This is a genomic window from Clostridium sp. E02 (assembly GCF_003833015.1).
Taxonomy (GTDB): domain Bacteria; phylum Bacillota; class Clostridia; order Lachnospirales; family Lachnospiraceae; genus Lacrimispora.
The window spans coordinates 43,968-68,334 of record NZ_RJLQ01000009.1 but is presented as its reverse complement, the minus strand read 5'-3'; the positions used below and the strand labels follow the sequence as shown (position 1 = coordinate 68,334).

Here is a 24,367-nt window from a genome sequence, read left to right as displayed (position 1 = left end):
TCCTTTTCTGTGTCAATCAAATCTTTTTTATGTCTGCATATAGGATTCCCCTGCCGTTTGTAGCCAGATAAACACGTCCGTAAATCCTGGGATCTCCTGTAATACAGGCATTCGTAATGCCATATTGATGGTCATCATCATTTATTCGAATCCAACTTATCCCCCTGTCATCGGAGCGAAAGAGCCCACGTATTCCATTTATAACTGCGGAAGTATAGAGGGCCATATATGTCTGGCCAGGTGCAGCTTTACCAAAGCCTATGGTAGAGGCATTTTCAACCTCTTTTATTTTCATAAAACTTTCACCTGAATTTGTGGTATGGAACAAACCGCTTTCTCCTGAGTCACCTGAAAGCCATACATCACCCTCCACGAAAGGCATTGCTTTTATCATAGCGGAAGAGGGAAGTCCGGTTGTTACTGTAGCTGTAAAAGTGGCTCCTTTATTTGTGCTTACATAAAATGTGCCATTATAAAATCCATAAAATTTATTGGAATTAGATCTGTCTGAGGCAATGACAGCACCGGCAGGAAGTCCTTCACTTTGACGAAATGTGGAGCCTGTATTTGTGGAATAATAAACCATTTGTCCTTTGGGTGCCCAAACAATAGTATTGCCATCCGCAGACATTGCAACCGTTCCCCCTTCGGTGGTATCTGATTCGCCAGACTGCCAGGGATTGTTAAGTGAAAACCAGTTATTTCCGATATCGTATGATAAGCCGATTCTAGAGCTGCTCCCAGCGTCGACTTTCCCCACACGCACAACTCTAGTCGGATTTAGTTCTGCATAATCAATTGAAGTATTCGCAAGAAAGGGTGTCAGCAGCATCATAGAAGGGACTTTGTCCAGGTCATTATGTACAAAGCCTCCTAGATCGTACATTCCGCTGATTAGGTGAGCCGTACCAGTGGTTGGACTTACGAGGGTCTGTGCTGCGATCTGTTCGATTCCATCCGCAACAACAGACAAGTGGACAATGCCACCCGTATCAATATCTGTAAGGTTATTTGTTCCATAAACGGTAGCACCTGTCCCATATATCATCCGGTCAGAATTAAATGGATCAATGGAGATATTCCCAATCATCCAACCTAGCTTAGCCGCTGGCTCCGGAGGCTGTGGATTTTTACCAAAAGTCAGCCATGGGGTTGTAGTTATATCCAAGGTATAGCGCAGGGTTCTGTTCGGATATCCGTTCCAATCCCAGAAACGGATCCAAGTTTTTCCGCCGTCTGTACTTCTAAAAAAGTTTGCATCCGGCCACCAAGAATTTAGGGTTGCTACAATTATGGACTCAGGGTTGTTTGCATCCACCCCTAAACCGCCATAACCAAAATAATTATCGTTACTTGAGGTGGGGATTGGAGTAATGTCTGTCCAAACCTCTGTATTTGTATTATATTTCCATACTTCACCTTTGTGTCCATCGTAGGGGCCTACGCCATCACTATAGGATATATAGAGAATCCCATTGGAAGCAAGAATTCCATGATGAGGAAAGAGTCCTGTGGTTTTTGACGGATTATTAATATCTGGAACTACAATAGTATGGGGTTGCCCTTCTATGGCTGACCAAGTGGCACCACCATCGAGGGTTCGGTATACCATATCTTCCCCTTTTTTATTGACGACACCGATATAGATTATCTGGCAAGGATTTCCTTTTGTACTAGATGAAGGATCCGGAGTAACCCATACAACTCCGGTAAGTGTACTATCATATGATGTGGGATCATCTTCTGATGGCGCATAATTTCCTACGTAAGGAAAGCTGCTTACTTGATTCCAAGTCTTACCGTAATCGGTGCTTTTCCATAATCCATACCCACTGCGTGTTCCAAAATAAAGGACATGGTTGTTATTTGGATCAACAATTAGACGTTCTCCCATGGATCGTCCTAACATATTTGCTCCATTTTTGAAAGGCAATTCTGATTGTTCCCAGGTTTTTCCGTAATCATTTGAACGCAGGATAACCCCATTCTCACTGGTCCATTCATTTGTATAGGTCCCCGCTGCAATGTACACCCGGTTGGTTTCAACCGGATCTACTGCAAGGCTTTCGCACCCCAGATTATTCCAGTCATCCCAGCCAATCCAATCCGTCAAAGGAATCCAGGTTTGGTTCTTTAAATCATAGCGATAAGCACCGCCCATATCGGTACGTGCATAGATCAAATCTTTTTCTCCAGGATTAAAAACAATATTGTCCACATAACCCCCTGCAGTAATTTTGACATTCTTCCAATTGTAAACCTGAGATGGAATGTCACCTTTCACAAATAATTTTTCTGACATAAATGTTACCCCCTTGTTAATAAAGATTTTTAGTTACAGTTCCATTGATAAAGACATACCTTTTAGCGATTTCAGCATAATCCTCTCACAAAAAAAATTCAACCCATGTGCCAAAATTATACGTGTTTAGTTCCAATATTTGCAAGTTGTAAGTTATAAGTTAAATTATATAAGTATTTCTTTGCATATATCATTTTATCTTGATAAATAGCTGATAAGTTATCATTTATTTTACTTATGAATGACTTTAACAGGATTTCAATGCAAATTTTGGCACTTAACGTGTACAATTTTGGAACCTAGGTTGTCATTTATTAAATCAGCGCATATGTTAAAGTACAAGCATAATCATAACTATAAACGTATTGATTTGAGAAGGGAGTGGTTCCAATGGTTCCTTTAAAATTATGTAACCGATAGGAAATGCAACGTTCAATGAGTGCCAAGCTTGGCACCGCCAAATTAAAAGGGGGATTTATTATGATATGCAAAGAGTCATCAAAATGCAAGAGTACTGTAGCAGCTACAAAAAAAGGTGCAGACACCTATCAGGAAAGATTTCTAGAACTATGGAATGATCTGCATGATACTGAAAATGGATATTTCAGTCCACAGGGAATTCCTTATCATACCATTGAAACTCTAATCGTGGAAGCACCCGATTATGGACATGTAACTACCAGTGAAGCCATGAGCTATTATATATGGCTTGAGGCAATGTATGGGAAATTCACTGGCGACTTTGCTGAATTTAAAAAGGCTTGGGATATCGCGGAAACGTATATGATTCCAACGGATAAAGATCAACCAAATGAAAGCATGAGTCAGTATAAAGCCAATAAGCCGGCAACCTATGCACCTGAATGGGAACTTCCAAGTTTATATCCATCAAAATTGGATCCTAATGCGGTATCAGGAACCGATCCAATCCATGAAGAATTGGTATCCACCTATGGTACTTCAACGATTTATGGCATGCACTGGTTACTAGATGTCGATAACTGGTATGGGTATGGCAGTCGAGGAGACGGTGTGTCTACCCCGGTCTATTTCAATACATTCCAAAGAGGAGAACAGGAATCTACCTGGGAAACAATTCCACAACCATGTTGGGATAATATGAATTTCGGTGGTAAGAATGGATATCTTGATTTGTTTACCGGAGACAGTAGTTACTCAAAACAATTTAAGTATACCAATGCTCCGGATGCAGATTCCCGTGCAATACAAGCTGCTTACTGGGCAGATCAATGGGCGAATGAAAGTGGTGTAGACCTTGGTGATTATATAAGCAAAGCCAGTAAGATGGGCGATTATTTAAGATATGCCATGTTTGATAAATATTTCCGTAAAATTGGATCTTCATCAACTGCCGGTACGGGGTATGACGCAGCGCATTATCTACTTTCCTGGTATTATGCATGGGGTGGTGGCATCGGTGCAAACTGGTCCTGGAAAATTGGCTGTAGTCATAGCCATTTTGGATATCAGAATCCCATGGCCGCTTGGATATTATCACAAGAGGATGACTTCAAACCACTTTCTAAAAACGGCGCAAGAGACTGGGAGAAGAGTTTAGACCGGCAATTAGAATTCTATCAGTGGCTGCAGTCTGCAGAAGGTGGTATTGCAGGTGGAGCCAGCAATTCCAATAAAGGGCGTTATGAAAACTGGCCTGCAAAAACTGCGACTTTTTATGGAATGGGTTATATCGAAAATCCAGTATATGCTGATCCAGGAAGCAATACCTGGTTTGGATTCCAGGCATGGTCGATGCAGCGTGTAGCGGAATATTATTATAAGACAAATGAACCCAAATCAAAAGCCTTACTGGAAAAATGGGTAGGGTGGATTAAAGAGGTAGTAAAATTAAATGAGGATGGAACTTATGAAATTCCCAATACAATCGAATGGTCCGGTCAGCCCGATACTTGGACAGGGACCTATACCGGCAATTCCAACCTTCATGTATCAATCGTCAATTATGGATCTGACCTTGGTGTAACAGGTTCCCTAGCAAACACGTTACTATATTATAGTAAAGCATCCGGTGATGATGGAGCTAGAGTACTTGCCAAAGAATTACTCGACCGTATTTGGAAGCTATATCGAGATGACAAAGGTGTTTGTGTACCAGAAAAGAGAGTCGATTATAATCGTTTCTTTGAACAGGATGTTTATGTACCGGAAGGTTGGACTGGAACGATGCCAAACGGAGATGAACTTAAAGAGGGAATCAAATTCTTAGATATCCGATCAAAATATAAAGAGGATCCGGATTATCAAAAGCTTGAAGACGCTTATAATCAGGGGATTGATCCAGAGTTTAATTACCATCGCTTCTGGGCTCAGTGTGATGTTGCTCTTGCGAATGGGATATATTCCATTCTGTTTGGAGAAGGAGGAGATCCCGTAAAAAGTTCTTCTATCACACCAACATCAGCAACTTTTGATAAAATGATGGAGAATCAAAAAGACATTACAGTAACTCTTACTTTAAATGGAAATACCTTTATTGGCATCAAAGAGGGCAGCCATGATTTAACAGAAGGTGTAGATTATACCTTGAGCGACCATACCGTGACGTTGTTAAAAAATTATCTGAATACACTTGATAGAGGAACCTACAAAATGGTATTTGATTTTAGTTCTGGTACAGATCCTGTACTTGCTCTAACAGTAAAAGATAGTTCAGTTGCAGAGGGAGACATCAAAGTACAGATGTTTAATGGAGATACCTCGGCCAAGTCAAGTCAAATTGTTCCGAAAATCAAACTCTATAACATGGGGGAAACCAGTATTCCATTAACTGATTTAAAGCTTAGATATTATTACACCATAGACGGAGAAAAGAATCAAAACTACTGGTGTGATTGGTCCACAGTTAATAGCGATAATGTAACTGGAACGTTTGTAAAAACGCCAAAAGCAATGACTGGCGCAGATTATTACCTGGAAATTGGATTTACCTCAGGTGCTGGTGAATTGGCAGCAGGACAGTCCATTGAAGTTCACTCAAGATTTTCCAAATCTGATTATAGTAGTTACACACAGACGGGGGACTATTCCTTTTCAAAGTCTGGCAATGGGTTTGCAGACTGGACAAAAATCACAGGATATATCTCTGATAGCCTAAAATGGGGGATGGAACCGTAAGAAATCTGATCAATTAATTAAGGAGGGGATTGATATGAGTAAGATGACAGTTGTCAACGCAGAAACAAATTATAATTATGGAGAAGCATTACAAAAAGCAATTATGTTTTATGAATTTCAACGTTCCGGGAAGCTGCCTGTTACGATTCGGAATAATTGGAGGGGAGATTCTGGGCTTTCCGATGGTTCCGATGTGGACATTGATCTAACTGGTGGATGGTATGATGCTGGAGACCATGTGAAATTTAATCTCCCAATGGCATATTCGGCATCCATGCTGGCATGGTGTGTATATGAAGCAGAGGAGGAGTTAAAGAAAAGTGGACAGTTCGATTACTTGTTAAATGAAATCAAATATGCAACGGATTACTTTATAAAGTGTCACCCATCTGCAAATGTCTTTTATTATCAGGTTGGAAATGGGAATACAGATCATTCCTGGTGGGGACCGGCAGAAGCAATGCAAATGAGTCGACCAGCTTATAAGGTGGATATAAATAACCCAGGTTCTACTGTTTCCGCAGGAGCTGCAGCAGCTCTTGCAGCAACGGGAGTTATTTACGCAGATCGTGATCCTGATTATGCCGCAACCTGCATCCAACATGCAAAAGAGCTCTTCTCATTTGCGGACACAACAAAGAGTGATAGTGGATATACTGCAGCAAACGGGTTTTACACCTCTAACAGCGGTTACTTTGACGAGCTGTCCTGGGCGGGCGTTTGGCTTTATCTAGCTACTAAAGATTCCTTTTATCTAAATAAAGCAGAAACTTATGTAGCGAAAGATTCCTATAAATGGACGCAGAGTTGGGATGATGTCCATTACGGTTCTGCCTTGTTGCTGGCCAAAATAACTGGTAAAAAAATTTACAAGAACAGTACGGAAATGTATCTGGATTACTGGACAACTGGATATAACGGAAGCCGTGTTGCCTATACTCCCAAAGGTCTTGCATGGTTGGATTCCTGGGGATCACTAAGATATGCTACCACTACAGCCTTTTTAGCCAGTGTTTATGCAGACTGGACGGGATGCAGTAAGGGAAAAGTCAAAACCTACAGGGCATTTGCGAAGCAACAGATCGATTATGCGCTGGGAAGCAGCGGGCGTAGTTTTCTGGTTGGGTTTGGAACGAATTCTCCCAAAAAACCGCACCATCGAACCGCACACAGTTCCTGGGCTAACAGTATGACCGTACCAGCATACCACAGGCACATCCTTTATGGGGCTTTGGTAGGTGGACCGGATAGAAACGATAATTACACAGATGATATTAACAATTATGTTAATAATGAGGTTGCCTGTGATTACAATGCTGGCTTTGTTGGAGCTCTTGCAAAACTGTATGGAGAATATGGTGGAGATCCGATTCCAGGATTTAAGGCAATCGAAGAAGTAACAAACGATGAATTCTTTGTAGAGGCAGGAATTAACGCCTCGGGCAATAATTTTACAGAAATTAAAGCATTACTAAATAATTGTTCTGGATGGCCTGCTAAAATAGGGGATCAGTTATCTTTTCGATATTTCATAAATATAAAAGAAGCTGTAAATGCAGGGTATTCCGCCAACGATTTCACAATAACTACCAATTACAATCAAGGAGCGACGGTATCGAAACTTATCCCATGGGATGAAGCAAACAATATTTATTATATAAATGTTGATTTTACAGGAACCAAGATATATCCAGGAGGTCAATCCGCATACAAAAAAGAAATACAGTTTCGGATTGCCGGGCCGGCGAATCAAAACTCCTTTGATAGCTCCAATGATTATTCTTTTACTGAATTAAACGGCACAACTTCCGGAAATCTTGTTAAGACGACCTATATTCCGGTGTACGACGCAGGGGTAAAAGTATTTGGCCATGAGCCAGAGAAATCCTAAATAGCACTTCTTTCAACCCCCTCTTAAATCAAGTTTTATTACTTACTTGTACTTAAGAGGGGGCTATTTTGATGCAAATTAGAGAAAATCCCTCCCCATACAAGCATAAGAAAAGAGAGAAGAAAAGTTGTAACCAATAATTGTAATATAAACTATATTATGGTATTATGTCTTTAAATTAAATATATGGGGGAGGAATCTATGAATAAAAAAGCGATAAGCAAAAAGTCGGATTTTTTAACAAAAAGGATTAAAAAGATTGCAATATTTGTTGTAGCGATTCTGATCATTGGGTCTATGGGGACAAGTCATCTTGGTGGTGTTTTGGTTGTTGAGGCGCATTCGGGACGAACCGATTCTCAAGGCGGACATCATGATTATAAAAACAAAAGTGGTTTGGGCAGTTATCATTACCATCATGGTCAAAAAGCTCATTTACATCCAAATGGAGTATGTCCTTATGGGTACGGTGGATCTTCTTCTGAGCAGACATCAAGTTCAACATCCGATAAGATAGAAGCGCCTGCTCTAAAAGCAGAAGATTTTAAATTGATTTTTGATTCAACATTCTATTACACCAATAATGAAGATCTGCAGTCAACGGTGGGAAACGACGAACAAAGATTACTTGATCATTTTGTCAATTTTGGTATGGCAGAGGGACGTAAAGGCTGCAGTGACTTTGATGTAATGATATATAAAAGCAGTAACACAGATTTGGAAACAGCGTATGGAGATGATTTGAAAAAATATTATGAACATTATAGGAACAGCGGATATAATGAAAATCGAATACATAATTAAAAAGTAGTAATAAAGCGCAAGTCTTTAATCTTATACTGAGGTTAATTCTTGCGCTTATCTTAGTAAATCAGATGATTCTATTCTTATGATGAGAGAGAACTAGAACAATTGTTTAATTTAGGAGGTATTCGCAATATGGAGTATGAATTGAAAATTAAAATGTACTCATTTACGGTGGATTGTATCGACCCATATGAATTAGCAAAATTTTATGCAGCTTTACTCAAATGGGAAATAATGTCCGTCGATGAAGGCTGGGCATGTGTATACGCTACGGGAACCAATCAGGGATCTTATCCTTGTATCTTGTTTCAACAAAACCCTGCGTATAAACCGCCTGTGTGGCCAGAAGAATCGGAAGCTCAACAGCAAATGGCACATTTGGATTTTGCCGTTAATGATTTAGAAAAATCAGTTCAATATGCAATGCAATGTGGTGCAACCATCGCAAATAAGCAATTTTCCGATAATTGGAGAGTTATGTTTGACCCCGCTGGACATCCTTTTTGCTTATGTCAAATGAAATCAATTATCGAGAGTGACCATTTGGGGTTATTATAGTATCTGATTTACTTAAGGCAGGGAGCCGTGTGGTTTTTAATCTAACATTCTGGAGGTAAATCAGATGAAGACACTATATGTCACAGACTTAGACGGGACATTATTAAATAAGCAAGATACAATAAACAAGAATAGTATTGAAATCATGAATAATCTAGTTGAAAAAGGAATGAACTTTACCTATGCAACCGCACGTTCATTCGTAACCGCCAGCAGATTACCTGCTGGCAGAAAAGTTATTATTTTAATTGATTACTATTTATGAGCTATGAGTATATAAGATAATGGGAATCCTTTTTCATTATATATATCAGATAAACCCACATCATAATTAAATTCTTTTATTTTACTCAATCTCATAGGAGTTTGAATAATTGAATTAATGATATCAGATATTGTATGTGAAAAACTTGTAAAAGTTTTTGAGCTATATTGTCCTGATATATACTCCATACCCTCATTTTCAATCCATGGTTCCTTTCGAAAGTAAGAATACGTTACCCTGTCTAAATGTTGCCCATCATAATAAGGTTCTCCTGGCATCGGTAGCATATTCATAAAGGGATGAGAATCGTGGATCAAAATGATTCCTCCTGGCTTTAAGCAATCTGATACTTTACGAAATAGAGTATTCAAATCCTCAAACCAAGTAATTGCACCAACAGTGAACATAATAAAATCAAAAGAATTATGGTATTCTTTAGGAATTTCTAAAATATTACTTGCAACAAATTTACAATTATCAATACCCGCTTTTTGAGCAGTATCTTCTGCTTGCTTCACAATATTTTCAGCAATATCAAAGCCAATCCCTGATTTAGCGCCTAATTGCATGAGAGATAAAAGCTCCCGGCCATTATTACAGCAAAATTGCGCCACTTCTTTTCCTTTAAAATCAATATTAGTTAATTCGAATGCCAAATCAGAACAGAAAAACGGAAGATGTTCATTAAGGAGTCGCTTATAATTATCTTCTCCCCAATTCGAATGTTTGTGATCAAAAGCCTCTTCCCAAGCTTCTTTGTTTTTTGATATAAAGTTCATATCTCTCTCCTTTGTTTTCAAGAAATTTATATGAGATAATTTCCTGTATTTTACCTATTTATTAATAATAATTTTATTATAGCCTATATTTTCCCTACTATCAATATTAAGTCTTCAATGTGTATATGCTTAGATCTATATCCATAAATGCGCAGACAGTTATCCGGAAGAGTAGAAGAGCAGATCATTATCTGACGCGGGTTTTATTGCAAATATTTCAAAAATAAACAAAACCCATAAAATTAAAAAGAAGCAATATGGAAGAGGAGGTACTAAAATGTGTACAAGTTTTATTTAGAGATACATACTATTATTGCTGATAAAACTGGTAATGCATTTATTCTGGAAGAAGGAAATGATAAAAATATAATAAGTCCTATTCAAAATAATAAAAGATCGAATAGATGGGAACGCGATCTGTCCCTATTGTAATGGAAGAGAAGCTATACGGGGAAAAACCTCTTTTAAAGTATTGCATGTTGACATGATGAAGGAGTGGATATTGGTAACTGGCTCTTTATTGATCCCGATAATATTATAGAAGATTATTTGGGTAATGTTTGGTAGACTTTTTCCAAATGTGCGGAAGACCACAACACCTCATTTTTTTAGTTTTACGAATTAACTTAAGAGGTATCATATCAATACTGATAGTAGCGCAATAGCTATAAATTTTTACGCATAATATAATCCGTTTGTTCATCATCTCCCATGAAAAAAGAATGCGATCCTATTTGATAAAATCCATTCTTTTTATAAAAAAGTACGGCCTTTTCATTTTCTTCCCAGACACCAAGCCAAACATATAGTTTCTTTCGCATATTTGCTAAATCGATTGCTCTATCCATTAATTCGGTGCCTAAGCCTTTACCTTGAAATTCTTTTGCTATGTATATTCTTTCAATTTCCAATGACCGCCCATCGTTAATATCTGTTTGAGCAGGAGCCTCATTTAGCTTTAAATAGCCGGACAATTCCCCATCTGAATACAGAAAGTAAAACATTGAATTACCATTTAATAATTCCACACGTAGTCTTTCTATATCAAATGACTTATCCAGATAAGCTTTCATATTGGAAGGAGTATTCGTTTCTTCAAAGGTTTCATTATATGTCTTGTAAGAAAACTCTCGAAGCGTACAAATATCTTCTTGTGTGCATTGTCTAAAGAATAATCTCATTTTTATGTCTCTCCTAAGTTTTTATAAATAATTATAATTAATAGAATACTCTTTATTTCGCTAACTATCAATATTAAGTTTCCAATGTGCTCTAATACGTTAAATTCTAATTTAACTAATACCAAAAAACTGAAAATAAAACCCCAAATGTAACAATCAACAAATAAATACAAGAATCCATGGAACATAAAACGGGTTATTTTCTCTGTCACACCCTAATTTTTTATACTCCAAGTAATCACTATAAATACATAAAGCATGTGTAAATGTAGATATATAAAGAGCAATAATGATCTTAACAAACGCCCCCTAAGTCATTAAGTAAAGGGTAGTAACCGCCAGATTAACCGTTGTCCAGGTGAAAACGCAGGTGGCGAATACGAGCAGGAGATCAGAGCCGGCAACACTTCCTAATCCGCATAAATTGATTCAAATTCAAGACCAAAAGAGTCTGCGTCCGAAGCAGTAGCGATATAAGACTGCATATAAATTTCCTCCCGAATATCACAATTCCAACATCTTTTACAAGTTGTTGGAATTGTGATATAATTATGTATGGCGGTTTAAAAGTAAGTGACGGTTTTAACTATTCGCGAAAGTCTAGTTTAACGAATAGTTACACAAAGAAAAAACTATTTACAAGCTAAATGGATTTACCATGCGTTATGAACCTCTCATTTTCCTTTCTAGCTTACTCTATGTATGCCTTGCTATAACTTGTCTCTTTGGTCCATTCGTTGTTGATTCCTTTAACGATGCCTAAATATGATAAAAATGCTAAGTCTTGTGATATCGATTGTATTTTGGTAAAATATACTATGCATACAGTTCCGTACATTAATCTCTCCCCTTTATATGTTAAATATATAACAAAATTTAGATTAATAATTCCAATTTCACATATGAACGTATTCAGAACGAACCTTGGGATCATATATATCCTGAAATTAATAGATTAAGAATAGAAATGAGGTATTATTATGGGAACGTCACTCTCCTACCATCAACAAAAAGACATAGAAAACGTAAAACATCTTCGTCAACTCGTACATGAGCTTCCCCGCTTTTGTGGTGATTTTTTCAGAGGGATTGAACCTAGAACCTCCTCTCGCACCCGAATCGCCTATGCATATGATTTGAAAGTGTTTTTTGACTTTCTTATGAAAGAAAATCCTGTAATTGGTAAAATTAGTATGAAAGATATTCATATCGATTCACTTGATACTCTTCGCGTTGTGGATATTGAAGAATATATGGAGTATTTAAAATATAGATTCAATGACAAAAACCAGGAAATCACTAATAATGAACGTGGCATCATGCGTAAAATTTCCACTTTGAAAAGTTTTTATAATTATTATTATCGGAATGAACGTCTTCAGAATAATCCAGCTGCTTTGGTACAACTACCTAAATTACATGAAAAAGAGATTATTCGATTGGATATCGATGAAGTGGCACTTTTACTGGATGAGGTTGAGTCAGGAGAATCCTTAACCGTAAAACAAAAAACCTATCATGTAAAAACAAAACTTCGAGACCTGGCAATACTGACTCTTCTGCTTGGAACAGGCATTCGTGTTTCGGAATGTATTGGATTAGATATTGATGATATTGATTTTAAAAATGGAGGTATTCGAATACATAGAAAAGGAGGTAAAGAAGTTACCATTTACTTTGGAACTGAAGTTGAGCATGCACTACTAGACTATCTTGAGGAACGAAATGAGGTTATAGCAGCAAACGGGAATGAAAACGCTCTTTTCCTATCCATGCAGAAAAAAAGAATATCAGTCCGGAGTGTAGAAAACCTAGTTAAGAAATATTCCAAACCCGTAACACCATTAAAAAAAATAACTCCACATAAACTCCGAAGCACCTATGGTACAAGTCTCTATAAAGAAACCGGTGACATCTACCTAGTCGCTGATGTACTGGGGCATGCTGATGTTAATACAACGAAGAAACATTATGCAGCCATGGAGGATGAACGCCGGAGAAGTGCTCGGAATAAGGTCAAATTACGAGAGGATTAGGTTATATTGCTTTTTTTAATGCTTTAGGTAATGCTGCTAAGACGGAACCCCTTATGAGTTTTCAATCTTATGCAGCACTCTTACCACTCGTTAATCCATAGTAATTACACATTAAAGTGATTTCTTATATTAGACATTAACACCTTAAGAAATTCACATTCTCTTACTCTTCTATATACGGTACATAGTATGCCACGGTTAAATACTTGCCACTGTGAATTACATCTTCTTTTATACCATTCATGTTTTTTAATTCCTTTACATATTCAGCTTTATTCATCCCGCTATTCCTGCCGTATTTTTCTGCAATGCTCCATAGGCTGTCCCCGTCTTGTATCAGAATACTGGTATAATAAGTTTCTAACAATTGAGCTTCCGCTTCTCCTGCAAGAGCCTTCACTAGGGAATATCCACATACATAGGATCCAATAACAACTACCAATACTAAACTTATGAACTGTTTTATCATAATAAACCCCTCCAAAAAATTACAAGCCACTCACAAACATATGTTCTTTTTCTAATTCTATGATAGCACTGCAAATATAAGTTTGTCAATGGTTTTTCGAACAAAGGTTTGCATTTTTATCGAACATATGTTACTATAGTTCTAATGAAAAGGATTGAGGAGGCTGTAGTATGGCGCAAGAAAAGATAACACCAAAACAGCAAGAAATTTTAGCATATATAAAAGAAACGATTTTAAAAAAGGGGTATCCACCTGCAGTTAGAGAGATTTGTGAAGCTGTTCATTTAAAGTCAACATCCTCCGTACACTCTCATCTGGAAACACTGGAAGAAAAAGGGTATATCAGAAGAGATCCGACAAAGCCGCGAACTATTGAGATTATTGATGATTGTTTTAATTTAACTCGCAGAGAAGTCGTGAATGTTCCTGTTCTTGGAACGGTTGCGGCTGGTCAACCACTCTATGCAGAAGAGAATATTGAGAATTATTACCCTATTCCTTCTGATCTTTTACCAAATGCAGAGACGTTCATGTTAAAAGTAAAGGGTAATTCTATGATTAATGCAGGTATCTTAGAAGGCGATCAGATTATCATTGAACAATGTCCGACAGCGCAAAATGGAGAGATTGTTGTAGCTTTAGTTGATGATTCTGCTACTGTAAAAAGATTCTTTAAAGAGGATGGCCATTACCGCCTACAACCTGAGAACGATTCTTTGGATCCTATCATTGTAGATCATGTAGATATACTCGGAAAAGTAATTGGATTGTTTCGATTGGGAATCCATTGATTTTAAACAAATTTAGGCTAGTGTTAACATAAAACAATTATGTTAACACTAGCCTAAAAAACGGCTTTCAACAATTGTCTTAAGCCGCCTGGTACTCATTCTTATATTAAGATTTAAAAGGAACCTTATATCTAGTAACTAATACTCTTAGCTGTAGATTACACTTCCAAATCTTCTAGCTGCATCGTTTTTCCATCTCTCCAGATTCGTTCCAAATCATAAAACAGACGGTTGTCACGGTCAAAAACATGAACAATAATATCGCCATAATCCATAAGGATCCAGTTCGCAGTTTGATATCCTTCTATTTGTTTGCAAACATAGCCCTTCCCTTCAAGTGCTGCTTCCACATTGTCTACCATAGCTTGAACCTGATTTGCATTTAAACCACTTGCAATGATAAAATAGTCGGCTACAACAGATACATTGCGTATATCAATGATGCTTATTTCCTCTCCCTTTTTGTCTGATAAAGCAGTGTAAGCTGTTTTTACCATATCAACAGATTGATTCATCGTTATTCTCCCTTCTTTTCCATGTGAACCTGCTTATAATAAGCATATGCCTGCTTTGACATAGAGTCCACTGAACTTCCTTTTTTATCTAGATATCCCAGAGTGTCTTTTAAGATCTGATAGACTGCTTCATCCAAATCTAAGAATGCCAAAGAACGAACAAAAGACAGATCTGGTGCTTGATCTCTTCTTGGTTCTATATAGTCTGCAGTAAAAACTATCTTATCCAGCATTGTCATATTAGGCTTGCCAGTCGTATGCCAACGAATCGCCTCTAGAACCTCTGGTTCCTCTACGCTATATTTATGCTTTGCCAGCCATGCACCATATTTTGCATGCAACACAGCTGGGGCTTTTTGTTCTTCATCCGTTATATCTATATCTCGTTTCTTACATTTTATAATAATTTCATCGTTCCCGTAGCATTTGGCACAGTCATGGAGTAACCCAGCCAATTCAGCTCTGTCCAGATCATAATCATAACACATTGCTAATGCAGAACACATAAATGAAACACTAATTGTGTGTTCATATCGAAAAGGACTCAATCGAACCTTTAAATCATTTCTCAAGTCTATAATGCTACTCTTCATGAATCCTCCATCTCCTGATACAAGCCATGGTTCTTAATATACGCCAGAACCGTCTCCGGGAGGTCCGCCGCAACGGACAGCCCCTTCGCAATTTTTTGACGTATTTCAGCAGATGAAATATCCATTTCGCTACAATGAAGGATACGAATATCAGCATTATATTGGGTTGATAGATGGGCTATTTGTCGTTCCATCGATCGGTCCGCATCCTCATATTCTCGGCTTGCCACAAGGATCACTGCCTGAATCATTACCTGCTCCGGTTCATACCATTTTTCTATTTCATAAAGAGAATCCGCTCCGATAATAAAGTAAAACGTATGCTCTGGATAAATTTTATGAAGATTTGTTAGCGTCTGAGCCGTATACGTATTCCCTTTTCTTTTCACTTCGAAATTTGAACAGAACAATCCCGGTCGATTTTTCACAGCTTCCTCTGTCATAGCAAGACGTAAGGCTGGAACTGTTACACGATCCTCCTCTTTATGAGGTGGATGCCCCGAGGGCATAAACCAGACTTCATCTAAATCATATTCTCTATGTGCCTGTTCTCCAAGCATTAAGTGTCCATTATGGATGGGATCAAACGTTCCACCCATAATACCGATTTTTCCCATAATATTTAACTCCTGACCGTAGAAATGCAGGATTATTTTGGAAGTACAATCTTTCTTTTCGCTTCCTCTTTTGCCTGCCTATAAAGTATGATCTTTCTTCCAATCACCTGAACTACCTCCGAATGAGAGCGTTCAGACAATATGGAGGCAATACTTCCAGCACCATCCATGCAATTTTTTAGTACTGTAATCTTAATTAATTCCCTTGCTTCTAGCGCTTCTGTAATTGCAGTTGTAATCTCAGGGGTTAAACTGGATTTACCAATCTGAAATACAGGATCTATATTCATCGCCAAACCCTTTAAATAGGATCTTTGCTTACTTGTCATAATATTCTCCTTGTTACTTGTAATAGTCAAATTCCAGACCATACATGCGAACGGTATCCCCTTCTTGAATTCCTGCTTCTTCCAATTTTTCTAATATATCGTTATCCTTTAAAAACTTCTGGAAAAAGCTGAAACCTTTTTCGGATTCCAGATTCGTGTATCCTAACATCTTTTCAATACGAGGTCCTTCCACAACATAAACCCCATCTTCTGTAACTTCCACGCTATATGGAAGTAGTGAAGTTGCTAGTCTGGTTAAATCAAATTCCTTCTCAAATACGACTGGACTTAAATCTGTATTCTTAAGCTGTTCAAAGATAGCATAAAGAAGTTCCTTCACGCCTTGTCCACTGACTGCAGAGATTGGATATACCTTCATCCCTTTGGGTTCAAACTCAGCTTTCAACTTCAAAACAGGATCTTCATCTTCAGAATAAATCACATCTACTTTATTGGCTGCTATAATCTGCGGACGCTTTAAAAGGTCCTCATTGTAAGCTTCAAGTTCCTTATTAATCGCCTTAATATCAGCAACCGGGTCCCGCCCTTCAGTAGAAGCAGCATCAACTACATGAACCAACACTCTGGTACGTTCGATATGACGCAAAAAATCATGTCCTAATCCAACTCCCTGAGAAGCACCCTCAATCAGTCCAGGTATGTCGGCCATAACAAAACCCTTTTCACCGTCAATATCTACTACTCCCAAATGAGGATTCAATGTTGTAAAATGATAATTTGCAATTTTAGGTCTAGCGTTGCTGACTCTAGAAAGCAAGGTGGATTTTCCTACATTAGGAAATCCAATTAATCCAATGTCTGCGATTACCTTTAACTCTAACTGCACCCATAATTCTTGTGCAGACTGTCCAGGCTGTGCATACTTGGGTGCCTGCATCGTAGGCGTGGCAAAGTGCATATTACCTTGACCACCTTTTCCGCCCTTTAAAATAACTTCGCGACGGTTCTCACCTGACATATCTGCAATTACCTTGCCAGATTCAAAGTCCTTAATAATGGTTCCCTCTGGCACTTTAATTATTAAATCTTCTCCATCTTTTCCATGGCATCTTTTTTTATTACCTGGCTGTCCATCTTGTGCATTATATTTATGAATGTGTCTGAAGTCTGTTAATGTATTAAGCCCCTCATTCACCTCAAAAATAATATTGCCGCCTCTGCCGCCATCACCGCCATCCGGACCGCCACACGGTACATAGAGTTCTCTGCGGAAGCTGATATGTCCATCCCCGCCTTTTCCAGATCTAATGTATATCTTTGCTCTATCGGCAAACATTCATTCACCTGTTCCCTTTCTAATGCGAAATAATTGAAACCAAATCATTCCATTTTTTGCAAAATAGCCGTTATCGCAAAAAACGGCTCCATACGTTAAGGTATGAAGCCGGTCCAATTATTCATTGATTACTTTTGGATAAACAGAAACCTGCTTTTTGTCTCTGCCTTTTCTCTCAAATTTAACAACGCCATTCACTAAAGCGAATAATGTATCATCACCACCACGGCCTACGTTGATGCCTGGGTGAATATGAGTTCCACGCTGTCTATAAAGTATATTACCTGCTAATACGAATTGACCATCAGCTCTTTTGGCACCTAATCTCTTAGACTCGGAATCTCTACCGTTCTTGGTAGAACCAACACCCTTTTTATGAGCGAAAAATTGAAGGTTCATCTTTAACATAACTTACACCTCCCTAAATCGGATTTTAATATATGGTTCTCCATACTCTTCCTCTATATCCTGTAATCCAAATATAAGAGAGTTCATAAGGAGTTGCGACTCTGAACTAATATCTGAAGTAAAACGAATTTTCAAAGAGCCTGACTCTTCTTCCTCTACTTCAAAGGAATCTTCTGTAAATTGTTCCACACTGTTTACCATGTTGAATGTAAGAGCCGATACTGCAGCACAGACAAGATCCTGTCCATCCTGTGGATTATCTGCCAGCCCAGCATGTCCCAATAACTGAATCCCACTATAGTGTTGTTCTGAATCAACGAATACGGTTACACTTATCATGATTAAGCATTGATCTTTTCGATCTTAACCTGTGTATAAGTTTGTCTGTGACCATTCTTTTTGTGGTATCCAGATTTTCTCTTATACTTGTAAACAATAACTTTTTTTGCTTTGCCTTCTTTAACAACTGAACCAGTTACGGTAGCACCTGCTACAGTTGGGCATCCAACAGCTAATTCACCATTGTTTACAACAAGTACTTGGTCAAATGTGACAGCTTCGCCAGCGTCAACACCAAGCTTTTCCACTTTAATGATATCGCCTTCCGCTACTTTGTATTGCTTACCACCTGTTGCAATAATCGCGTACATATGGCACCTCCTATTATCATTACTCGCCAAATACGGTGCTCTGTTAAAACAGAATCTTTTGAACCTCATTGTGCGGCATACTGTATTAATATATCACTCTCAAACAATTATGTCAATATATTTTCATGAAAATAACAAGCAATTTCTTTGTAAAATGCAGGTATCGCTTGTATTATACTGAGTCTCTTAGTATAATGATGCTTTGTGATTAAATAAAAGGAGTGTATAAATGAATACTGATAAACGAAATCACATTTTTATTCGCTGCTGTTATGGGTATGCGGTCAGCGGCATGGCTGTTCTTATAATAGGCGCAATCTTGCCATCTATTATAAGGGAAGCTGGAATCAGCTTTCTGGCTGCCGGAGGACTTTTGTCGGCGATGGCTGCCGGTAATCTTGCAGCCAGTTTTGTATTTCCACTTATGGTCTCTTATATGGGTAGAAAAAAAGCAATCTTCCTTATGACATTATTAGCTCCAATTTGTCTTTTGATCTTAAGCTTTTTACCACCGCTTCCAATCATGTACGGAATCATGTTTCTGTATGGTATGATAAGAGGCTGCATCACCATCTTAAATAACGCTGCAGTCAACGATATCTACAAAGAAGAAGCCGCCAGCAAATTGAACCTGCTCCACTGCTGCTTTGCCATCGGTGCATTTCTCGCTCCTTTGTTAACCGCTTTGCTTATGAAATTTGGATTTAGCTGGAGAGTCACACTCTACCTTATCCTATTTTTGACAGCAACATCCGCAATCTCTTACGGTACACTTGATGACTCACGAATCAATCAGTCATCCAATGATCTTAAGAAGAAAGCAAAAACAAATGGTAATGCGAAGAATCAGGGATTTCTTCGATCCTTTCGTTTTTACTGTATCGCATTTATTTTGTTTTTTTATTTGGGTGTTGAAAATTGTATCAACGGATGGTTTGTTACTTATTTGCAGAATATAGGGGTTATGTCCGAAGAATACGCTACTACACTGGTATCCTTTACCTGGCTTGTTATTATGGGCGGACGATTGCTCTGCGCCAAATTGTCTAAAAAGTGGAATGGAAGTACACTTATACTGGTAAATGTCTTAGGCAGCGCCCTTTGTTTTTTCCTTTTGATTTCAGTGAAAAGTTTACCTATGGTAACCATTGCTCTTCTTGGATTCGGTTTATTTCTCTCCGGTATTTATCCTACGTGTATTGCAAATGCCGGACCATTAATACAGGGTTCTACACTGGGAATGTCACTTTTAACGGCTATATCAGCGATGGGTGGAATCCTGACCCCTCAATTAATTGGTGGAATTGCAGATCACATTGGAATCGTTGCTGCAATTAGCATCTTAGTCATTAACGTAGGATTTATGATTGTACTATCCGCTATAAATTTCCGGAACTGGCATGTTATAAAGCTAGAGGAAACATAAAAGCTAAAACTCCCCTTGCAAAAGCCACGTATCTTAATTGGCGATGTAAGGGGAGTTTTTTTATTAATATTTTTTCCAGGTAGACGGTGCAAAAAGCATGATATGACAGTTTCCAGCTTTTTTTGCAATTAAGCAGCAAAGCATGTAAATTCCTGCCTCCATTTGAACTTTATTTACTGTACCATTTCCAACCACCCCCATCACATCGAATCGTTCCGATATGGATTGGATTACGTCGGGATTTTTGTCGATCAGAACAATATCATGATTTTCTTTATATAATTGCTCTGCCAGGGTTGTTCCCACCTTGCCACAACCCACTACAATGATTTCATATTGAAACATTCTCCTTCAACTGCGCTGCCTGTTCATAAATGGGTTTTTTTATTTTTTTTCTTGTCACTTCCACCAGATTTAACTTCGTTATTTCAACAACGGTTGTTTTTATCGGATCCTTTGATAGAATTTGTTCTAAAGTATTCACCAAAAGGACTCGGTCTTCCTCTTCTTCCATATCAATAAAATCAATGATAATAATACCAGATAAATTTCTTAATCTTAGCTGATGACCGATTTCCTTCGAAGCCTCCAGATTCACTTTCATGATTGTATCACGAGGCGCTTTACGCCCAGAATATTTCCCTGTGTTTACATCAATGACAACGAGTGCTTCTGTTGGCTCAATAACAAGATAGCCCCCTGATTTGAGCCATACTTTTTTCCCCAATGCCTCTTCCATCGTTTTTTCTATCCGATACAACTTCCTCAGCGGAAGTAACGGATCCTCATACCAAGTAAGAAGTTGTAAATTCTCCGGCTGATAACGGTCTAAATACGCCTTAACGGTATCATAGATATCACGTTCATCGGTAATCACAGCCTCTAACGTAGATTTAAAGCTGTCTCTCAATCCCAAAAGATAGGAAGGTTCACAACTGTATAAAAGACTATAGCAAGTTCGATGCTTCCCGTTGTCAAGAATTCTTACTAGAGAATCTTCTAAATCAGAAAATTCTGCTTCTAGTTCCTCCTGGGAAGCTCCATACGCATTGGTTCTTACAATCATTCCATAATTTTCTTTTTTTTTCATCTCTAGATCGGATTTCATCTTAGACTTCCAAGTCTGATCAGTAATTTTACCCGAAAAACCAATTTGCTTTTTTCCAGATGTAAGCACAAAATAGCGTCCTGTTATATTTAAATTCCCAGATAATACCGGAGCCTTTGTTTTCACAGCCTCTCGTTCAACCTGAACGATAATTTCATCCCCTTGCTTTAGTTTCCCTTCATAAGGGCGCTGATTCGCAAAATGGAGAAATGGATCAGATAGGCTTAAATACCCCATCTGTCCATTCCCAATATCAACAAAGGCCGCATTAATGTTTTTTACTATATTATTTACTTTTCCTATATAAATATTTCCTAGAATAGATTGGTTTCCACTGGGATCAATATCCAATTGAATCGTATTCTTACCGGATTGCAGAAGAGTAAAAATGGAACCATTCCATCTTGTTATAATCAATTTATTCAATGGATTCTCCTATCAGCCCCAATGGAACCAGAACCGACTTTTCCTCATCTCCAGTATTTCCATAGATTTCTTCCCTCTGGATGCAGAAGGTAAATTCAGAGGAAGTAATCCCTCTCCACTGGTCGTAAGCATCTAACACCAGTTCTGGTTTTATATTGTTTACACTTCCAGCAGATAATTTCATGAAAATACGGTTATCTAAAACCGATAACTCATAGATAAATTGCTTTAGATCTAATTCCCGTTCCCCTTTTTTGGTCTTTTTGGTAATCAGAATCGTTGGCTGAGTAAAAAACTCCATTAGACCACGGAAATATTCCTCCATGTCCTGTAGCTCTTTTTCTTCCCGAAATGTAACGGTATAGTCCGCTGCAGCAACCAAAGACATGGCATTTTTAGCCCGTTCCTCTAGCATGTGGCATTCGGTTATTAAAACCCCCTCCACCATCGTTTCTTTCAACTCATTCTTCAAAGTTTCACAGCTTTCCATGGAATTTACTTCTATATCCATGTATTCGCCATTGCTTGTAAGACCAACCCCTAGAGGCGCCGCGAAAGACATGATCTGATGTGGGCTGAATCCTTCGCTATACTTAATATCAATGTCAGCTCTACGAATGGCTTTTTGGAAATAGCGCATCACATCCAAATGGCCAACGAATCGAATCGGTCCCTGTTTGGTAAATTTAATTCTTATTTTCATAGCAGACACCTCCATGGAAACGTATTGCACCGCAGTTAGAGCACTGTTGGCGGCAGTTGGGAGTTACAGACTCCCCAATGGCAGTGAGCCATTCCCTGGTTAAGAACTCCTTTGTTACACCTGCATCAATAAAGTCCCATGGGAATAATTCGTCCAAAGCTCGTTCTCTGGTTGTATAAAACTCCTCATTTAGTGCACAGGTTTTAAATGCCTCCATCCAGATTTCATTCTTAAAATGCTCGGACCAAGAGTCATAGATCGCTCCGTTTTTATATGCCTCTTCTACAAGGGCTGAGATCTTCCGATCCCCTCTCGCTAAAACTCCCTCCAAAACAGTAAGATCCGCTTCATGATAATTATATTTTAAGCTTTTCTGGTTCAGCATCGTTCTAAATTTATCCTTTACAATATAAGCTCTTTGTAAAAATTCATCTCTGGTGCACATCCTAGCCCACTGAAATGGCGTAAATGGCTTTGGCACAAAGAAAGAGGAACTTGCTACAATCTGAACCTTTCCATTCCTTTGATCCTTTGGAATCTCATAATAAGCTTCTGCAACTTTTTCAGATAGTTCAGCGATTCCTTCCATATCCTCCACGGTTTCAGTTGGAAGACCTAGCATAAAGTACAGTTTCACTCGGTTCCATCCGCCAATAAAAGCATCACTGGCCCCTTTTAAAATTGTTTCTTCTGTAAGTCCCTTATTAATCACATCCCGAAGCCTCTGAGATCCTGCTTCTGGTGCAAATGTCAGGCTGCTCTTTTTTATATCCTGAACCTTACTCATAACATCCAAAGAAAAAGCATCGATGCGGAGAGAGGGTAGGGAGATATTAACTCCTTTTTCTTTGTAATCAATCAGGAAATTAACAATTCCCTCTAACTGGCTGTAATCACTGGAGCTTAAAGAACTCAACGATATTTCTTCCTGACCTGTGCTTTTTAACATCTTGTCCGCATATTCTTTTAAATAATCCAGGCTATGCTCTCGCAGTGGGCGGTAAACATTCCCAGCCTGACAGAACCGGCACCCACGAATGCATCCTCTCTGAATTTCAAGAACCACTCGATCCTGGGTTACTTTAATAAAGGGAACTAGAGGTTTTTCAATAAAATAGGCTTCATCCATATCAACAACCAGCTGTTTTGTTATTTTTTCTTTCGCATGGGAGTTGTTCGCAGTCATGGCTTTTATCGTTCCATCCTCATGATAGAACACATCGTAGAAAGCAGGCACATAGATCCCTTCAATCTCGGCGGCTTGTTCTAAAAATTCTTTTCGGCTTCCGCCCCTCTTTTTATTCTCTTTGTATCGGTCCATCAGATCGAAATAAACAGTCTCCCCTTCTCCAATGTAAAACAGATCAAAAAACGTTGCAAGTGGCTCTGGATTGTAAGCGCAGGGACCACCACCTATTATAATAGGGTCTGACTCTGTACGGTCAGCCGCATGAAGAGGGATCTTTCCCAAATCAAGAACCTGTAATATATTTGTATAGCACATTTCATATTGAAGCGTGATTCCAATAAAATCAAAATCACGAATTGGGTCCTGGCTCTCCAATGCAAAAAGAGGGATATTCTCTTCCCTCATAATTTGATCTAAATCTGTCCAGGGAGAGAAGATTCTTTCACAGTAGATATCATCTCTTCGGTTAAACATATCATATAAAATCTGCATTCCCAAATGGGACATCCCGATTTCATAAACATCAGGAAAACACATCGCAAAACGAATGTCTACTGCAGATGGATCTTTTACTGCCATATTTACTTCGTTGCCGATGTATCTAGCCGGTTTTTCAATTTTTAATAAAATTTCATCTGATAAAGCTAATTTTTTCATGTCAATTCCTTTTTTTAATCTATGATAGACACATATTTTATAGAAGCCGTGAGGTTGTTAAAGTAGCGGTTGTATCATCCGCACAAAACGTCACAATGCATAATTATATGATATTTTATAGGATTAAGCAACACTATTCCATGGATGCGCTTTTTAAAATTGTAAAGTATTTCAAATCCGTTGTATTTACAACAAATATTTTCGACATCCTATG

General features: G+C 38.3%; 24 protein-coding genes and 1 pseudogene. 9 read left to right on the top strand and 16 right to left on the bottom strand.

Annotated features, from left to right (window positions below):
- Nucleotides 1–16: 16 nt before the first annotated feature.
- Nucleotides 17–2,302, bottom strand: coding sequence for a xyloglucanase (locus EFT72_RS08305; RefSeq protein ID WP_124066450.1), 2,286 nt, complete (start codon nucleotides 2,300–2,302; stop codon nucleotides 17–19).
- Between the two features lie 513 nt (nucleotides 2,303–2,815).
- Here EFT72_RS08305 and EFT72_RS08300 point away from each other — a divergent pair.
- The 6 genes and pseudogenes from EFT72_RS08300 to EFT72_RS08280 all read left to right on the top strand — a co-directional run.
- Nucleotides 2,816–4,693 (top strand): annotated as a pseudogene (locus EFT72_RS08300) (glycoside hydrolase family 48 protein); the annotation flags it as partial.
- Nucleotides 4,679–5,458 (top strand): X2-like carbohydrate binding domain-containing protein, encoded by a 780-nt coding sequence (locus tag EFT72_RS19905; protein ID WP_347561861.1) that lies wholly within the window; start codon nucleotides 4,679–4,681, stop codon nucleotides 5,456–5,458. The pseudogene EFT72_RS08300 and the gene EFT72_RS19905, both read left to right, overlap by 15 nt.
- A gap of 34 nt (nucleotides 5,459–5,492) precedes the next feature.
- Nucleotides 5,493–7,349, top strand: coding sequence for a glycoside hydrolase family 9 protein (locus tag EFT72_RS08295; RefSeq protein WP_124066448.1), 1,857 nt, complete (start codon nucleotides 5,493–5,495; stop codon nucleotides 7,347–7,349).
- 201 nt (nucleotides 7,350–7,550) lie between these two features.
- A complete protein-coding gene (locus tag EFT72_RS19655) occupies nucleotides 7,551–8,153 on the top strand; it encodes a YHYH domain-containing protein (RefSeq protein WP_243109974.1) in 603 nt (200 codons plus the stop codon).
- A gap of 135 nt (nucleotides 8,154–8,288) precedes the next feature.
- On the top strand, nucleotides 8,289–8,714 hold the full coding sequence (locus tag EFT72_RS08285) for a VOC family protein (RefSeq protein WP_124066447.1): 426 nt from the start codon (nucleotides 8,289–8,291) through the stop codon (nucleotides 8,712–8,714).
- A 64-nt stretch (nucleotides 8,715–8,778) separates the two neighbouring features.
- Nucleotides 8,779–8,979, top strand: coding sequence for an HAD hydrolase family protein (locus tag EFT72_RS08280; RefSeq protein ID WP_124066446.1), 201 nt, complete (start codon nucleotides 8,779–8,781; stop codon nucleotides 8,977–8,979).
- On the opposite strand, the gene EFT72_RS08275 is transcribed toward EFT72_RS08280, so the two are convergent.
- Nucleotides 8,970–9,758 (bottom strand): methyltransferase domain-containing protein, encoded by a 789-nt coding sequence (locus tag EFT72_RS08275; RefSeq protein WP_124066445.1) that lies wholly within the window; start codon nucleotides 9,756–9,758, stop codon nucleotides 8,970–8,972. The two genes, EFT72_RS08280 and EFT72_RS08275, sit on opposite strands and share 10 nt — an antisense overlap.
- A 665-nt stretch (nucleotides 9,759–10,423) precedes the next feature.
- Nucleotides 10,424–10,939 (bottom strand): GNAT family N-acetyltransferase, encoded by a 516-nt coding sequence (locus EFT72_RS08265; protein ID WP_124066444.1) that lies wholly within the window; start codon nucleotides 10,937–10,939, stop codon nucleotides 10,424–10,426.
- 980 nt (nucleotides 10,940–11,919) lie between these two features.
- Here EFT72_RS08265 and EFT72_RS08260 point away from each other — a divergent pair.
- The gene (locus tag EFT72_RS08260) at nucleotides 11,920–12,975 is read left to right on the top strand and encodes a tyrosine-type recombinase/integrase (RefSeq protein ID WP_124066443.1); all 1,056 of its coding nucleotides are present in this window, start codon (nucleotides 11,920–11,922) and stop codon (nucleotides 12,973–12,975) included.
- A gap of 163 nt (nucleotides 12,976–13,138) precedes the next feature.
- On the opposite strand, the gene EFT72_RS08255 is transcribed toward EFT72_RS08260, so the two are convergent.
- The gene (locus EFT72_RS08255; protein WP_124066442.1) at nucleotides 13,139–13,444 is read right to left on the bottom strand and encodes a LysM peptidoglycan-binding domain-containing protein; all 306 of its coding nucleotides are present in this window, start codon (nucleotides 13,442–13,444) and stop codon (nucleotides 13,139–13,141) included.
- 170 nt (nucleotides 13,445–13,614) lie between these two features.
- Here EFT72_RS08255 and lexA point away from each other — a divergent pair, with 170 nt between their 5' ends.
- Complete coding sequence (lexA, locus tag EFT72_RS08250; RefSeq protein WP_124066441.1) at nucleotides 13,615–14,235, top strand: transcriptional repressor LexA; 621 nt, start codon at nucleotides 13,615–13,617, stop codon at nucleotides 14,233–14,235.
- 158 nt (nucleotides 14,236–14,393) lie between these two features.
- Here lexA and rsfS read toward each other — a convergent pair whose 3' ends face one another.
- The 8 genes from rsfS to rplU form a co-directional block, all read right to left on the bottom strand.
- Nucleotides 14,394–14,750 (bottom strand): ribosome silencing factor, encoded by a 357-nt coding sequence (gene rsfS, locus EFT72_RS08245; protein WP_124066440.1) that lies wholly within the window; start codon nucleotides 14,748–14,750, stop codon nucleotides 14,394–14,396.
- Nucleotides 14,751–14,752: 2 nt separating this feature from the next.
- Nucleotides 14,753–15,343 carry a bis(5'-nucleosyl)-tetraphosphatase (symmetrical) YqeK gene (gene yqeK / locus EFT72_RS08240; protein ID WP_124066439.1) on the bottom strand — a complete coding sequence of 197 codons (591 nt, stop codon included), beginning with the start codon at nucleotides 15,341–15,343 and terminating at the stop codon, nucleotides 14,753–14,755.
- The gene (nadD, locus tag EFT72_RS08235) at nucleotides 15,340–15,960 is read right to left on the bottom strand and encodes a nicotinate-nucleotide adenylyltransferase (protein ID WP_124066438.1); all 621 of its coding nucleotides are present in this window, start codon (nucleotides 15,958–15,960) and stop codon (nucleotides 15,340–15,342) included. Before nadD ends, yqeK begins: the two co-directional genes overlap by 4 nt.
- A gap of 32 nt (nucleotides 15,961–15,992) precedes the next feature.
- Nucleotides 15,993–16,289, bottom strand: coding sequence for a ribosome assembly RNA-binding protein YhbY (yhbY, locus tag EFT72_RS08230; RefSeq protein ID WP_124066437.1), 297 nt, complete (start codon nucleotides 16,287–16,289; stop codon nucleotides 15,993–15,995).
- 13 nt (nucleotides 16,290–16,302) lie between these two features.
- Nucleotides 16,303–17,586 (bottom strand): GTPase ObgE, encoded by a 1,284-nt coding sequence (gene obgE / locus EFT72_RS08225; protein WP_124066436.1) that lies wholly within the window; start codon nucleotides 17,584–17,586, stop codon nucleotides 16,303–16,305.
- Between the two features lie 117 nt (nucleotides 17,587–17,703).
- Entirely contained in the window at nucleotides 17,704–17,994 is a 291-nt protein-coding gene (gene rpmA, locus EFT72_RS08220) for a 50S ribosomal protein L27 (protein WP_124066435.1), read from the bottom strand.
- Between the two features lie 3 nt (nucleotides 17,995–17,997).
- The gene (locus EFT72_RS08215; protein ID WP_124066434.1) at nucleotides 17,998–18,333 is read right to left on the bottom strand and encodes a ribosomal-processing cysteine protease Prp; all 336 of its coding nucleotides are present in this window, start codon (nucleotides 18,331–18,333) and stop codon (nucleotides 17,998–18,000) included.
- A gap of 2 nt (nucleotides 18,334–18,335) precedes the next feature.
- Nucleotides 18,336–18,644 (bottom strand): 50S ribosomal protein L21, encoded by a 309-nt coding sequence (rplU, locus tag EFT72_RS08210; RefSeq protein ID WP_124066433.1) that lies wholly within the window; start codon nucleotides 18,642–18,644, stop codon nucleotides 18,336–18,338.
- Nucleotides 18,645–18,873: 229 nt separating this feature from the next.
- On the opposite strand from rplU, the gene EFT72_RS08205 reads away from it, so the two are divergent.
- Nucleotides 18,874–20,070, top strand: coding sequence for an MFS transporter (locus EFT72_RS08205; RefSeq protein ID WP_124066432.1), 1,197 nt, complete (start codon nucleotides 18,874–18,876; stop codon nucleotides 20,068–20,070).
- 63 nt (nucleotides 20,071–20,133) lie between these two features.
- Here EFT72_RS08205 and EFT72_RS08200 read toward each other — a convergent pair whose 3' ends face one another.
- Genes EFT72_RS08200 through EFT72_RS08185 form a run of 4 tightly spaced genes read right to left on the bottom strand, consistent with a single transcriptional unit; the run spans nucleotide 20,134 to nucleotide 24,153 of the window.
- Nucleotides 20,134–20,415, bottom strand: coding sequence for an NAD-binding protein (locus tag EFT72_RS08200; RefSeq protein ID WP_124066431.1), 282 nt, complete (start codon nucleotides 20,413–20,415; stop codon nucleotides 20,134–20,136).
- Nucleotides 20,402–21,604: a ribonuclease E/G gene (locus EFT72_RS08195; protein WP_124066430.1), complete on the bottom strand. Its 1,203-nt coding sequence runs from the start codon at nucleotides 21,602–21,604 to the stop codon at nucleotides 20,402–20,404. The genes EFT72_RS08200 and EFT72_RS08195 overlap by 14 nt, the downstream gene beginning before the upstream one ends.
- Entirely contained in the window at nucleotides 21,597–22,307 is a 711-nt protein-coding gene (locus EFT72_RS08190) for a TIGR03936 family radical SAM-associated protein (protein ID WP_124066429.1), read from the bottom strand. The genes EFT72_RS08195 and EFT72_RS08190 overlap by 8 nt, the downstream gene beginning before the upstream one ends.
- Complete coding sequence (locus EFT72_RS08185) at nucleotides 22,291–24,153, bottom strand: TIGR03960 family B12-binding radical SAM protein (RefSeq protein ID WP_124066428.1); 1,863 nt, start codon at nucleotides 24,151–24,153, stop codon at nucleotides 22,291–22,293. Before EFT72_RS08185 ends, EFT72_RS08190 begins: the two co-directional genes overlap by 17 nt.
- Nucleotides 24,154–24,367 lie beyond the last annotated feature (214 nt).

Coding starts and splice junctions, on each gene's coding strand:
- EFT72_RS08205 (WP_124066432.1), top strand. CDS start 18,874: ATGAATACTGATAAACGAAATCACATTTTTATTCGCTGCTGTTATGGG.
- EFT72_RS08185 (WP_124066428.1), bottom strand. CDS start 24,153: ATGAAAAAATTAGCTTTATCAGATGAAATTTTATTAAAAATTGAAAAA.
- rsfS (WP_124066440.1), bottom strand. CDS start 14,750: ATGAATCAATCTGTTGATATGGTAAAAACAGCTTACACTGCTTTATCA.
- rpmA (WP_124066435.1), bottom strand. CDS start 17,994: ATGTTAAAGATGAACCTTCAATTTTTCGCTCATAAAAAGGGTGTTGGT.
- EFT72_RS08260 (WP_124066443.1), top strand. CDS start 11,920: ATGGGAACGTCACTCTCCTACCATCAACAAAAAGACATAGAAAACGTA.
- EFT72_RS08255 (WP_124066442.1), bottom strand. CDS start 13,444: ATGATAAAACAGTTCATAAGTTTAGTATTGGTAGTTGTTATTGGATCC.
- EFT72_RS08275 (WP_124066445.1), bottom strand. CDS start 9,758: ATGAACTTTATATCAAAAAACAAAGAAGCTTGGGAAGAGGCTTTTGAT.
- EFT72_RS08215 (WP_124066434.1), bottom strand. CDS start 18,333: ATGATAAGTGTAACCGTATTCGTTGATTCAGAACAACACTATAGTGGG.
- EFT72_RS08265 (WP_124066444.1), bottom strand. CDS start 10,939: ATGAGATTATTCTTTAGACAATGCACACAAGAAGATATTTGTACGCTT.
- EFT72_RS08200 (WP_124066431.1), bottom strand. CDS start 20,415: ATGTTTCAATATGAAATCATTGTAGTGGGTTGTGGCAAGGTGGGAACA.
- EFT72_RS08190 (WP_124066429.1), bottom strand. CDS start 22,307: ATGAAAATAAGAATTAAATTTACCAAACAGGGACCGATTCGATTCGTT.
- EFT72_RS08295 (WP_124066448.1), top strand. CDS start 5,493: ATGAGTAAGATGACAGTTGTCAACGCAGAAACAAATTATAATTATGGA.
- lexA (WP_124066441.1), top strand. CDS start 13,615: ATGGCGCAAGAAAAGATAACACCAAAACAGCAAGAAATTTTAGCATAT.
- EFT72_RS08305 (WP_124066450.1), bottom strand. CDS start 2,302: ATGTCAGAAAAATTATTTGTGAAAGGTGACATTCCATCTCAGGTTTAC.
- nadD (WP_124066438.1), bottom strand. CDS start 15,960: ATGGGAAAAATCGGTATTATGGGTGGAACGTTTGATCCCATCCATAAT.
- yqeK (WP_124066439.1), bottom strand. CDS start 15,343: ATGAAGAGTAGCATTATAGACTTGAGAAATGATTTAAAGGTTCGATTG.
- obgE (WP_124066436.1), bottom strand. CDS start 17,586: ATGTTTGCCGATAGAGCAAAGATATACATTAGATCTGGAAAAGGCGGG.
- EFT72_RS08280 (WP_124066446.1), top strand. CDS start 8,779: ATGAAGACACTATATGTCACAGACTTAGACGGGACATTATTAAATAAG.
- EFT72_RS08285 (WP_124066447.1), top strand. CDS start 8,289: ATGGAGTATGAATTGAAAATTAAAATGTACTCATTTACGGTGGATTGT.
- rplU (WP_124066433.1), bottom strand. CDS start 18,644: ATGTACGCGATTATTGCAACAGGTGGTAAGCAATACAAAGTAGCGGAA.
- EFT72_RS19655 (WP_243109974.1), top strand. CDS start 7,551: ATGAATAAAAAAGCGATAAGCAAAAAGTCGGATTTTTTAACAAAAAGG.
- yhbY (WP_124066437.1), bottom strand. CDS start 16,289: ATGACAAGTAAGCAAAGATCCTATTTAAAGGGTTTGGCGATGAATATA.